This is a genomic window from Pseudomonas sp. FFUP_PS_473 (assembly GCF_002858665.1).
In the GTDB taxonomy this organism is placed as follows: domain Bacteria; phylum Pseudomonadota; class Gammaproteobacteria; order Pseudomonadales; family Pseudomonadaceae; genus Aquipseudomonas; species Aquipseudomonas defluvii.
In genome coordinates, this window is record NZ_PJQQ01000061.1 from 1 (window position 1) to 11,821 (window position 11,821).

Sequence of the window (11,821 nt, forward strand, 5' to 3'; positions counted from 1 at the left end):
ACAGGCCGGATATAAGACTGCTCCTACCTACGCGCCAGCATGGCTACCTATTGAGCTCCGGGAGGCGTCCATATAAGGCTCTCTAGAGAAATCTATAGTTTCGCCCACCTCAAGCCATCAAATATTTCGATCCCAGGAGCACCTTTCATGACGACTACCGGCAAGCCCCTCATTGTCATCACCGGCGCCAGTTCCGGTATTGGCCAAGCCACCGCCCGACTGCTCTCCCGTCGTGGACACCCGCTGCTACTGCTGGCGCGTCGCCTGGAACCCATGCTGGCACTGAACCTGCCTGACACCCTGGCGGTATCAGTGGATGTAACCCACCGCGCCGCGTTGCTCGACGCGGTCGCTCAGGCCGAGCAACAGTTCGGCCCGGCGGATGCCATCATCAACAATGCCGGAGTCATGCTGCTGGGCGATATCACCCGACAGGACCCATCGGAATGGGATCAGATGCTGGACATCAACGTACGTGGCCTGCTCAACGGCATCCTCGCCGTAGCCCGTGGCATGGTAGCGCGCAAACACGGCACCATCATCAACGTCAGCTCCGTCGCCGGGCGCAAAACCTTCTCCAACCACGTGGCCTACGTCGGCACCAAGTTTGCCGTCACAGGCCTTTCGGAAAACCTGCGTGAAGAGTTGGCCCCGCACAACGTCCGGGTCATCACCATTGAGCCGGGCGCGGTGGAAACCGAACTGCTCAGCCACACCACCGACGAAACCATAAAGACCGGTTACCACGCCTGGAAACAGGACATGGGTGGCGTGGTGCTCTCGGCCGACGACGTCGCCAATGCCATCGACTACGCCTATGGCCAGCCCCAAGGCGTGTGCATCCGCGAGATCGTTCTAGCAGCGACCCGCCAGCAGGCCTGATGCCCAACCACGCGCCCCTGGACGGGCCAGGCGACGCCTATCGCTGATACTGATGATAGGGATCCAGCACCATCCATCATTCCCAGTGATAGTTACCTTCGCCTCGTTCGATTCGTTGTTGACCGCTCTAGCACGCAGAATTCGCCCACTTTCAATAATTGGCGGATTCTCTCCATGGAGCAGTCACTCAAACCCTTGCGTTATCCCCTCGCCGCTTTGGCACTTCTGGTCATGAGTGCCTGCGGCCGTACCCCTGAAGCCGTACAAGCACCCAGCGCGCCCACGGTCAGTGTGGCCAAGGTGCTGGAGCAGCCTGTCAATGAATGGGACGAATTCACCGGCCGGCTGGAAGCGCCGGAAACCGTAGAGGTTCGGCCTCGTGTCTCCGGGCAGATCGATCAGGTGGCCTTTACCGAAGGCGCTCAGGTGAAGAAAGGCGACCTGCTGTTCCAGATCGACCCGCGCCCGTTCCAGGCAGAAGTCCGCCGCCTTGAGGCACAACTGCAGCAAGCCCGTGCCACCGCTACCCGCAGCGCCAACGAAGCCGAACGTGGCGAGCGCCTGCGCAGCAGCAATGCGATTTCCGCCGAGCTGGCCGAGTCGCGCACCAGCGCCGCTGCCGAAGCACGCGCCGGCGTCGCGGCAATTCAGGCGCAACTGGACCTGGCCCGGTTGAACCTGAGCTTCACCCGCGTCACCGCGCCCATCAGCGGTCGCGTCAGCCGCGCCCAGTACACCGCAGGCAACATTGTCAGCGCCGATGTCACGCCGCTGACCAGTGTGGTCTCCACCGACAAGGTGTATGCCTACTTCGATGCCGACGAGCGGGTCTACCTCAAGTACAGCCAATTGGCCCGCGATGGTCAGCGTGGCCAGAGCACCCCGGTGTACCTCGGCCTGTCCAACGAACAGGGCAACCCACACCTGGGGCAGATGAACTTCGTCGACAACCAGGTCAACCCCAAGACCGGCACCATCCGCGGCCGTGCCGTGTTCGACAACCGCGACGGGCAATTCACCCCTGGGCTGTATGCACGCCTGAAGCTGGTCGGCAGTGCCACTTACTCCGCGGTATTGATCAACGACGAAGCCGTCGGTACCGACCTGGGCAAGAAGTTCGTGCTGGTGATGGACAAGGACAACAAGGCCGATTATCGCGCGGTCGAACTGGGGCCGAAGCTGGAAGGCCTGCGCATCGTTCGTAGCGGCCTGACCAAGGACGAGCGCATCGTGGTCAAGGGCCTGCAGCGGGTTCGCCCTGGCTCGCCAGTAACCCCGCAGGACACACCGATGGCCAGCGAAGCGACCTTGGCCGCCCTCGCCCGGCAACGTCAGGCACTTGAAGCCAGCACCCAGGGCAAACCGATGGGCAACACCACGGTCAAGCTCGCCAGTAACCAGGCACCACGCGGTTAAGGGACACCACCGATGAATTTTTCCAAGTTTTTTATCACTCGGCCGATCTTCGCCGCAGTGCTGTCACTGCTGATCTTGATCGCTGGCAGCATTTCGCTGTTCCAACTGCCGATCAGCGAGTACCCGGAAGTGGTACCACCGACGGTGGTAGTGCGCGCCAACTTCCCGGGCGCCAACCCCAAGGTCATTGGTGAAACCGTCGCCGCGCCACTGGAGCAGGCCATCACCGGCGTGGAGAACATGCTGTACATGTCCTCGCAGTCCACCGCCGACGGCAAGCTGACGCTGACCATCACTTTCGCCCTGGGCACCGACCTGGACAACGCGCAAGTGCAGGTGCAGAACCGCGTGACCCGAACCCAGCCGAAACTGCCCGAAGAAGTGACGCGGATCGGCATTACCGTCGACAAGGCCTCGCCCGACCTGACCATGGTCGTGCACTTGACCTCGCCAGATAACCGCTACGACATGCTCTACCTGTCCAACTACGCGATCCTCAACATCAAGGACGAGCTGGCACGCCTGGGCGGTGTCGGCGACGTACAGTTGTTCGGTATGGGCGACTATTCGCTGCGGGTCTGGCTCGACCCGAACAAGACCGCATCGCGCAACCTGACCGCCAGCGATGTGGTGGCCGCAATCCGTGAGCAAAACCGTCAGGTTGCCGCAGGGCAACTGGGTGCGCCACCCGCACCGGGCGCCACCAGCTTCCAGCTGTCGGTCAACACCCAAGGCCGTCTGGTCAGCGAAGAAGAGTTCGAGAACATCATCATCCGTTCCGGTGCCGACGGCGAAATCACTCGCCTGAAAGACATCGCCCGGGTCGAGCTCGGTTCAAGCCAGTACGCGCTACGCTCGCTGTTGAACAACCAACCCGCCGTCGCCATCCCGATCTTCCAGCGTCCAGGTTCGAACGCCATCGAGATCTCCGATGAAGTGCGGGCCAAGATGAACGAGCTGAAGCAGAACTTCCCTGAAGGCATGGACTACAGCATCGTCTATGACCCGACCGTGTTCGTCCGTGGCTCCATCGAAGCGGTCGTCCATACCTTGTTTGAAGCGCTGATCCTGGTGGTACTGGTAGTCATCCTGTTCCTGCAGACCTGGCGCGCCTCGATCATTCCGCTGGTGGCAGTGCCGGTTTCGCTGATCGGTACCTTTGCGGTCATGCACCTGTTCGGCTTCTCGCTCAACGCGCTGTCGCTGTTCGGCCTGGTGCTGGCCATCGGGATCGTGGTGGACGACGCCATCGTCGTGGTGGAGAACGTCGAACGCAACATTGGCCTTGGCCTCACCCCGCTGGAAGCCACCAAGCGCGCCATGGGCGAAGTGACCGGGCCCATCATCGCCACGGCACTGGTGCTGTGCGCGGTGTTCGTACCGGCGGCGTTCATTTCCGGCCTCACCGGGCAGTTCTACAAGCAGTTCGCCCTGACCATCGCCATTTCCACCGTGATCTCGGCCTTCAACTCGCTGACCTTGTCGCCAGCCTTGGCAGCGGTGTTGCTCAAAGACCACCATGCACCCAAGGACCGTTTTTCCAAGGCCCTTGAGCGCCTGCTGGGCGGCTGGTTGTTCGCCCCGTTCAACCGTTTCTTCGAGCGCGCCAGCCACAGCTACGTGGGCACCGTAGGACGGGTTATCCGCAGCAGCGGCATTGCTCTGTTCGTCTACGGCGGATTGATGGTCATGACCTGGCTGGGCTTTACCTCGACGCCGACTGGTTTCGTCCCGGCTCAGGACAAGCAGTACCTGGTGGCCTTCGCCCAGTTGCCCGATGCGGCCAGCCTTGACCGTACGGAAGCGGTGATCAAGAAGATGAGCGAGATTGCCCTCAAGCAGCCTGGCGTTGCCGATTCGGTCGCCTTCCCGGGCCTGTCGATCAACGGTTTCACCAACAGCCCGAACAGCGGCATCGTGTTCACTCCGCTCAAGCCCTTCGATGAGCGCAAGGACCCCAGCCAGTCGGCCGGCGCCATCGCTGCCGCATTGAATGCCCAGTTCGCGGACATCCAGGACGCCTACATCGCGATCTTCCCCCCACCGCCAGTACAGGGCCTGGGTACCATCGGCGGCTTCCGCCTGCAGATCGAGGACCGTGGCAACCTGGGGTATGAAGCGCTGTACAAGGAAACCCAGAACATTATCGCCAAGAGCCGTGGCGTGCCGGAGCTGGCGGGGCTGTTCACCAGCTACCAGGTCAACGTGCCACAGGTCGATGCTGCTATTGACCGCGAAAAAGCCAAGACCCATGGCGTTGCGATCAACGACATCTTCGACACCCTGCAGATTTACCTGGGTTCGCTGTACACCAACGACTTCAACCGTTTTGGCCGCACCTATCAGGTTAACGTCCAGGCTGAACAGCAGTTCCGCCTTGATGCCGAGCAGATCGGCCAGTTGAAGGTGCGCAACAACCAAGGCGAGATGATCCCGCTGGCGACCTTCATCAAGGTCAGCGACACCGCCGGCCCCGACCGGGTGATGCACTACAACGGCTTTATCACGGCCGAAATCAACGGTGCCGCAGCGCCAGGCTATAGCTCCGGGCAAGCCGAGAAAGCCATGGAGAAGCTGCTCAAGGAAGAACTGCCCAACGGCATGACCTTCGAATGGACCGAACTGACCTACCAGCAGATCCTTGCCGGCAACACCGCGCTGTTCGTGTTCCCGCTCTGTGTGCTGTTGGCCTTTCTGGTGCTGGCGGCCCAGTACGAAAGCTGGAGCCTACCACTGGCCGTGATCCTGATCGTGCCCATGACGCTGCTGTCGGCCATTACCGGGGTGATCCTGTCCGGTGGCGACAACAACATCTTCACCCAGATCGGCCTGATCGTGTTGGTGGGCCTGGCCTGCAAGAACGCGATTCTGATCGTCGAGTTCGCCAAGGATAAGCAGGCAGAAGGCCTCGACCCGCTGGCAGCGGTACTGGAAGCCTGCCGCCTGCGTCTGCGGCCCATCCTGATGACCTCGATCGCCTTCATCATGGGTGTCGTGCCACTGGTGTTCTCTTCCGGTGCCGGTGCTGAAATGCGTCATGCCATGGGTGTCGCGGTGTTCTCCGGGATGATCGGGGTAACGTTCTTCGGCCTGTTGCTGACCCCGGTGTTCTTTGTCTTGATCCGTCGTTATGTCGAACGCAGCCAGGCCCGCAAGGCGGCCCGGGTTGCCCAGCGGGAGCAGCACGCATGAGCCACGTTAGACTGTTGATGCCCAGCCTGCTGGTGCTGGCCCTTGCCGCCTGTGCGGTCGGGCCAGACTACCGCGCACCTGATACCGCAGCGGCACACCTGAGTGCAGCGGACCAGCCGGGGGCGCCTAAAGCCTTCGACCGCAACCGTTTTGAAGCAGCCTGGTGGCGCCAGTTCGATGACCCGGTGCTGAACCAGCTGGTGGCTCAGTCGCTGGCCGATAACCGTGAGCTGCGCGTGGCGTTCGCCCGTCTGAAGTCCGCGCGGGCGATCCGCGATGACGTCAGCAACGATGCCCTGCCAACCGTGACCAGCCGCGCCAGCAGTGATCTGGGTAAAGGCCAGATTCCAGGCCAGAGCGACCATCGGGTCAACAGCGAGCGCTATGACCTGGGCCTGGATATGGCCTGGGAGCTCGATCTGTTTGGTCGTATCCAGCGGCAACTGGAAGCCAGTGAGGCGCAACAGGACGCTGCCGAAGCCGACTTGCAGCAGCTACAGGTCAGCCTGATCGCCGAGCTGGTCGATGCCTACGGCCAACTGCGCGGCGCCCAGCTGCGTGAAAAGATCGCCGTGGCCAACCTGAAAACCCAGCAGGACTCCAGGGCCATTACGCAGACCCTGAACGAGGCCGGCGTCGGCAATGAGCTGGATGTGGTGCGTGCCGATGCGCGTCTGGCCGCAGTAGAAGCTACGGTGCCGCAATTGCAGGCAGAACAGGTACGGGCACGTAACCGTATCGCCACCCTGCTGGGTCAGCGTCCGGACACCTTGAGCGTCGACCTGTCCCCGGCGCAACTGCCCGCCATCGCCAAGGCGCTGCCGATTGGTGATCCTGCCGAGCTGCTCAAGCGCCGCCCGGACGTACGCAGTGCCGAACGCCAGTTGGCGGCGGCGACCGCGAATGTCGGGGTGGCAACCGCAGACCTGTTCCCACGGGTCAGCCTGAGCGGTTTTCTCGGTTTCACCGCCGCACGCGGCTCCCAACTGGGCTCCTCGGCGGCACAGGCATGGGCCTTGGGCCCGAGCATTACCTGGGCAGCCTTCGACCTGGGCAGCGTCAAAGCCCGCTTGCGCGGGGCCAATGCTGAAGCCGAAGGCGCCTTGGCCAGCTACGAGCAGCAGGTGTTGCTCGCCCTGGAAGAGTCGGAAAATGCCTTCAGCGACTACAGCAAGCGCCAGCAACGCCTGCTTGCGCTGCTGCGCCAAAGTGAGGCCAGTCGCAAGGCGGCCGAGCTGGCATCCATTCGCTACCGCGAAGGTACGGTGGACTACCTGGTGCTACTGGATGCCGAGCGTGAACGGCTCAGCGCCGAAGATGCCCAGGCCCAAGCGGAAGTTGAACTCTATAGCGGTGTCGTCGCCATCTACAAGGCACTGGGTGGAGGCTGGCAAGCCGAAACCGTCGCCTCGGCGCACTGACGCAACGGCTCCTTTGGTTGGTTGCAAACCAACCCTTTGCCCCGCAGCTCATGGCTTGCGGGGCTTTTTTATCAGGACTGGAATTGCCCGCCCCCAGGCGTCACGCCGACAACCGATTTGACTCCAACAGCGCACTGCCACAAGCTGCACTTTTGGCTCCAGCCGTACACGCGGATTCAGCATGCCCAAGCGTCAAACTTACACGCTGATCAGTCTGGCCCTGCTCATTGTTCTCGGGCTGGGCAATTACTTTTGGCGCGACGACAGCCCTGAGCCTTCCCCAGCGCTCACAAACAGCTACGCTAACGCCTTGGCCCAGGCCCATGACGGCCTGCCAGGCGCCGCACGCGTGCTCTACCAGCAACTGGCCCGCAACGACTTGTCGCCCATCCGCCGAGCCAGCTTGCATGCCGAATTGCCAAACTACCCTTCTCCCTTGGCGTTGAAGCTGGCCAGCAAAGACCTGCAGCATGAAGACCCGCAGGTACGCCGCGCCGCAATCACCAGCATTGCCGCCTTGGTTCCGGCAGCGCAGCGCAGCCTGTTGCTGGGGCCGTTGCTCGATGAAAAGGATCAAAGCGTACGTTTCGCCGCTGCCGACGCCCTGCTGGGGCTCAGTCCTGATGAAATCGGCCTGTACTTTGGCCCGTTGCAGGATGTACTGGAACAGTACCAACACGTACTGCAAAGTGTCGACGACCCCTCCGCTCAAGTGCATCTGGCACGGCTGTACATCCACGAACAACGCTTCGACCAGGCAGGCATCGCACTGGAGCGCGCATTGAGCCTGGCACCCGATGACTTGCAGGCACTGGCAACCCAGGTGCGCCTGCTTGACCGCCAAGGCCATACTGACGCTTCTCGCGAGGTGCTGGCCAAGGCCCTGCAGCGCCACCCCGAGTCTGCCTTCCTGCAACATGAGCTGGGCCTCTGGCTGCTGCGTCATCATCAGGATGAATATGCACTGCTGGCGTTTGCCCGAGCGCTTGAGCTTGAACCGGCCAACAACGATTACCGCTATACCCTGGCCACCAGCCTGCACGACCTCGACCAGACCGATGCAGCACAGAAACAGCTGGAAACCATCCTTGCCCGACAACCGGCCAACCGCAAGGCCAGGGTCTTGCTGATCAACTACTGGAAGGAAACCGGCCAGTTGCAGAATGTACAGATTCTGTTGGCCCAACTGGAACAGCAGAACCCAGACGATCCGCTGGTACAACAAGGCCTCTGAGCGCTGCGGCGATTGCGCAACACTCAATCCTGAGTCAAGTGCCGAGGCAACAGCAGTCTTACCCGGGTGCCCTTGCCTGGTTCGGACTCGATCAAGGCGCGTCCCCCCGACTGCCGGACAAAACCGTAGATCATCGCCAACCCCAGTCCATGCCCCTGCCCTGCAGACTTGCCCGTAAAAAATGGCTCGAAGGCTCGCACCACAGCCTCAGGCCCCATGCCACAACCGTTATCCTCTACCTGCACGTAGGTGTAATCGCCAGGCAGCAGGCCGTCATGGCCCTGCTCGCACGCGTCATAGCGCACATTGCCGGTGCTGACGATCACCCTGCCGCCGTTCGGCAAGGCATCACAGGCATTCAAGCAGAGGCTCTGCAACGCGTGCTGCAGTTGCTCGACATCCACCAGCACCGTCCAGGGCAACAGCTCCAGGTGCATCTGCAGGGTGATCTGCGAGCCGAGGGATTGGCTTAACACTGCTGCCATGCCATCAATCAGTTGAGTGACATTGACAGGTTGAGGGTCAAGCGCCTGGAAACAAGAAAAGGCAAGTAACCGATCTGCCAGTGCAACGGCCTGGTTTGCCGCCCCCCTGGCGCTTTCAATACAGGTGTCCAGACGCTCCAGGTGCCCCTGCGCCAAACGTTGCTCCAGTAATGCCAAGCTGGAGCAAATACCGCCCAGCAGGTTTTTCACATCCTGCGCCATGCCACCCGACAACTGCCAGAGATGCTCAAGGTCGGCGGTGCGCGCCCGCACTTGCTGTTCATGGGCAAACGCCAGCATGCGCCATTGCTGCTCGGACTGAACATGGGCCGTGGTTTCGATCACTTTGTCGAGCACCCCGACAATGGCGCCACTCTCATCCCGTACAGGCGTACAACTGAAGGTGAAGTAACTGGGTTCTGATGCCCCATTACGGTTGATGATCAACGGAAGGTTTTCGATCAGCGTCGCTTCACCCGAAAGCGCCTTGAACAGGATCGGGCCAACCTTCTCCCAACTCTCACCCAGCACGTCATCAAAACTGCAGCCCAATACCTGGCGCTTGCCCAGCATCTCGTTGAAGGCGTCGTTGTAGATCGTGGAAAGTTGCGCGCCCCATACCAGGCACGTCGGCACCTTTGATACCAGCAGCATGTCCACCGCAATGCGCAAGGTCGCAGGCCAGCTCAGGATAGGCCCCAGCGGCGTGTCTTCCCAAGGGAACTGCCTGACTTTTTCACCCATTTCGCTCGGTGGCATGAGCGGCGAAGCAAGATGCTTCATGCGCATTGTCGACTCCATGTCCTGAAATGCTGCAACTGAAACTTATAGACCGATATCTTCGTTCCACAACTTCGGATTATCGGCGATAAAATCGTTCATCAGCTTGATGCAGTCGGGATCCTGCAACACTTGCAAATGCACGCCCCGCGACTTGAGCAGGGCCTCCTCCCCCATGAACGTACTGTTCTCACCGATGATCACCTCCTTGATACCGTAGAGCAGAATCGCCCCACTACACATCGAGCAGGGTGACAATGTGGTGTAAAGGGTGGCTTGCCTATACACGCTGGCAGGCTGGCGACCGGCATTCTCAAAGGCGTCCATTTCGCCATGCAGGATTGCACTGCCCGACTGCACCCGACGATTGTGGCCGCGCCCGATAATCCGGCCCTCATAGACAATCACCGAGCCAATCGGAATGCCGCCCTCGGCGAGACCGGCGCGGGCCTCATCGATAGCCGCCTGCATGAATGACGAATGGTTAGTGCTCATAAGGCTGACTCAATGGCATTTGGATAAATGAACACTAGCACAAGGCCATTAACGCGGCAGTCACCATGGCACCTTTCAAGCCGACAGCTATGCTCAAAAGTCCGAGATTGAGCTGCCGGTGTACGCCAAGACACCGATCGTCTAAGGAGGACCGTAATGAGCAAGAAAATCCTGGTGGTGTTGACCAATACTGCCAAATACCCCTCACTCAAACGCGCCACAGGGTTGTGGTTGGGCGAAGCGGTGCATTTTGTCGATACGGTTCAACAGGCGGGCCTGGCAGTTGACTATGTCAGCCCTGCGGGTGGCTATGTCCCCGTCGACCCGCATAGCCTGAGCATGGCTGCCGATATCGATTGGGCTTGGTATGAAGACAAGGCCTTCATGAACAGGCTGGGCACGACCCTGAACCCAAAGCAGGTCAAGGTGCAGGACTACAATGCCATCTATTACACCGGTGGTCATGGCGTGATATGGGACTTCCCGGAAAACACGGCACTGCAAGGCATTGCTGGAACGATTTTTGACAACGGCGGTATTGTTTCGGCCGTGTGCCATGGCGCCGTTGGCTTGCTGAACATCAAGCTCAGCGATCACACCTTGTTGGTCAAGGACCGTGAGGTCACGGGTTTCTCCAATATCGAAGAACAACTGGCAGAGTTGGACAAAACCGTTCCGTTTTTAACGGAAACCGAGTTGATCGCACGCGGCGGGCTTTATCAGAAAGCTGAAGAGCCCTGGGCGTCCTTTGTAGCCGTTGACTCAAAGGACGGCAGGCTGATTACCGGGCAAAATCCGGCATCTGCTGCGGCAGTAGCGCAGCGGGTACTGGCAACACTGCCGCGTGCCTGACCGATACGCCTGACCTTCGCTGTTGACCGATACCACGGCGGATCGTTTTCAGGGACTACAGGAGCGCCCCACAACACCCTTTATGCTGACGACACAGTCGAAAAGCTCGCAACGCCCCTCTGCGGGGCATACGAGCCCTGGCTTTCACTCAGCGTCCAGAGGTGAACCGTGGCTATCCATAAAAAACGCGCAGGCCGTGTCCTGCTCGAATTCCTGACGATCATGTTGATCGGTTTGACCCCTGTGGCCAGCGGCCTGCTGATCATTGCCCTGCAAGTAGACCGAAAGCATTTGGAGGCGGCTGAAAAAGCCGCTCATGAAGCGCTTGATCGAATCGAGACCGTTATCGAAACGCTGCACACTACCAGCAGTAAAGTGCTCAGTCTTGCAGAGCTGGCCTGTGATAAAGCAATGCCCAAACTGCGCGTGGAAGTCGTCTCCGAGCCGAATCTGCGCTCATTGGTGCTGCTGAGAGAAAACCGCGCCTACTGCAGCACTCAACATGGAGAGAGCGAAATCATCGTCGACCCAGGCACTTTCCATAACCAGAAACTGTTGCTGGCCGCCGGTAACCAGGTAACACCCGACTCCCCAGTTCTGTACTACCGCCTTCAGGAATACCCGTTCGGGGTACTGGCGCTGACCAACGGCTTGCTTTTGCAGCAAATGATCAGTGCCATCAAGGAGCCCGCGACCGTGGTCGTTCAATTCGGTACGGAATACTTGTCAGCGACGGACATTGTCGAAGATATAAGCCACACCAACATCAACGAACAGTACCTTCACGTCGTGTCCCACAAACACGGCTTTATCGTACACAGCGGCTTTGCGGACGGTAGCACCTGGCAGGAAGTGCGCAGCAACATGCTTGCCAGTGCGCCCTCGCTACTACTGGTCGGCATCATTACCTCCGCCTTTGTGTACTGGAGCCTGTTTTCCCGACGCAACCGCAAGCTTTAGGGCAGCACGAGCAGGCGTCATCACCTGAAAATCGAGTAGGAGGCGAGTTCACACCCGCCGTCCTCTCACACCACCGTGCGTACGGTTCCGTACACGGCGGTTCA

The 11,821-nt window shown here is 60.3% G+C and carries 9 protein-coding genes; 7 read left to right on the top strand and 2 right to left on the bottom strand.

Translation table 11 applies throughout. The annotated features are described in order from the left end of the window. The first annotated feature begins 147 nt into the window (after positions 1-147). The 5 genes from CYD26_RS24110 to CYD26_RS24130 all read left to right on the top strand — a co-directional run bounded on the left by CYD26_RS24110 (position 148) and on the right by CYD26_RS24130 (position 8,145). Positions 148-882 (top strand): SDR family oxidoreductase, encoded by a 735-nt coding sequence (locus CYD26_RS24110; RefSeq protein ID WP_102053852.1) that lies wholly within the window; start codon positions 148-150, stop codon positions 880-882. Between the two features lie 174 nt (positions 883-1,056). After that, positions 1,057-2,298: a multidrug efflux RND transporter periplasmic adaptor subunit MexE gene (gene mexE, locus CYD26_RS24115; RefSeq protein ID WP_102053853.1), complete on the top strand. Its 1,242-nt coding sequence runs from the start codon at positions 1,057-1,059 to the stop codon at positions 2,296-2,298. A gap of 12 nt (positions 2,299-2,310) precedes the next feature. Beyond that, complete coding sequence (locus CYD26_RS24120) at positions 2,311-5,490, top strand: efflux RND transporter permease subunit (protein WP_102053854.1); 3,180 nt, start codon at positions 2,311-2,313, stop codon at positions 5,488-5,490. Then, positions 5,487-6,911: an efflux transporter outer membrane subunit gene (locus CYD26_RS24125; RefSeq protein ID WP_102053855.1), complete on the top strand. Its 1,425-nt coding sequence runs from the start codon at positions 5,487-5,489 to the stop codon at positions 6,909-6,911. Before CYD26_RS24120 ends, CYD26_RS24125 begins: the two co-directional genes overlap by 4 nt. Positions 6,912-7,092: 181 nt before the next feature. After that, positions 7,093-8,145 carry a HEAT repeat domain-containing protein gene (locus CYD26_RS24130; RefSeq protein ID WP_102053856.1) on the top strand — a complete coding sequence of 351 codons (1,053 nt, stop codon included), beginning with the start codon at positions 7,093-7,095 and terminating at the stop codon, positions 8,143-8,145. A gap of 23 nt (positions 8,146-8,168) precedes the next feature. Here the strand turns inward: CYD26_RS24130 and CYD26_RS24135 are convergent, their stop codons facing one another. Both CYD26_RS24135 and CYD26_RS24140 read right to left on the bottom strand, forming a co-directional pair. Further along, a complete protein-coding gene (locus CYD26_RS24135) occupies positions 8,169-9,419 on the bottom strand; it encodes a nitrogen regulation protein NR(II) (protein WP_158240143.1) in 1,251 nt (416 codons plus the stop codon). 36 nt (positions 9,420-9,455) lie between these two features. Next, complete coding sequence (locus CYD26_RS24140; protein WP_065758957.1) at positions 9,456-9,905, bottom strand: nucleoside deaminase; 450 nt, start codon at positions 9,903-9,905, stop codon at positions 9,456-9,458. Positions 9,906-10,061: 156 nt separating this feature from the next. On the opposite strand from CYD26_RS24140, the gene CYD26_RS24145 reads away from it, so the two are divergent. Both CYD26_RS24145 and CYD26_RS24150 read left to right on the top strand, forming a co-directional pair. After that, positions 10,062-10,757, top strand: coding sequence for a type 1 glutamine amidotransferase domain-containing protein (locus CYD26_RS24145; RefSeq protein WP_102053858.1), 696 nt, complete (start codon positions 10,062-10,064; stop codon positions 10,755-10,757). 168 nt (positions 10,758-10,925) lie between these two features. Further along, a complete protein-coding gene (locus CYD26_RS24150) occupies positions 10,926-11,717 on the top strand; it encodes a CSS-motif domain-containing protein (RefSeq protein ID WP_065758955.1) in 792 nt (263 codons plus the stop codon). Positions 11,718-11,821 lie beyond the last annotated feature (104 nt).

What these genes read in the sequence shown, in the direction of transcription:
- CYD26_RS24110 (WP_102053852.1), top strand. Translation starts at nt 148, where the DNA reads ATGACGACTACCGGCAAGCCCCTCATTGTCATCACCGGCGCCAGTTCC.
- mexE (WP_102053853.1), top strand. Translation starts at nt 1,057, where the DNA reads ATGGAGCAGTCACTCAAACCCTTGCGTTATCCCCTCGCCGCTTTGGCA.
- CYD26_RS24120 (WP_102053854.1), top strand. Translation starts at nt 2,311, where the DNA reads ATGAATTTTTCCAAGTTTTTTATCACTCGGCCGATCTTCGCCGCAGTG.
- CYD26_RS24125 (WP_102053855.1), top strand. Translation starts at nt 5,487, where the DNA reads ATGAGCCACGTTAGACTGTTGATGCCCAGCCTGCTGGTGCTGGCCCTT.
- CYD26_RS24130 (WP_102053856.1), top strand. Translation starts at nt 7,093, where the DNA reads ATGCCCAAGCGTCAAACTTACACGCTGATCAGTCTGGCCCTGCTCATT.
- CYD26_RS24135 (WP_158240143.1), bottom strand. Translation starts at nt 9,419, where the DNA reads ATGCGCATGAAGCATCTTGCTTCGCCGCTCATGCCACCGAGCGAAATG.
- CYD26_RS24140 (WP_065758957.1), bottom strand. Translation starts at nt 9,905, where the DNA reads ATGAGCACTAACCATTCGTCATTCATGCAGGCGGCTATCGATGAGGCC.
- CYD26_RS24145 (WP_102053858.1), top strand. Translation starts at nt 10,062, where the DNA reads ATGAGCAAGAAAATCCTGGTGGTGTTGACCAATACTGCCAAATACCCC.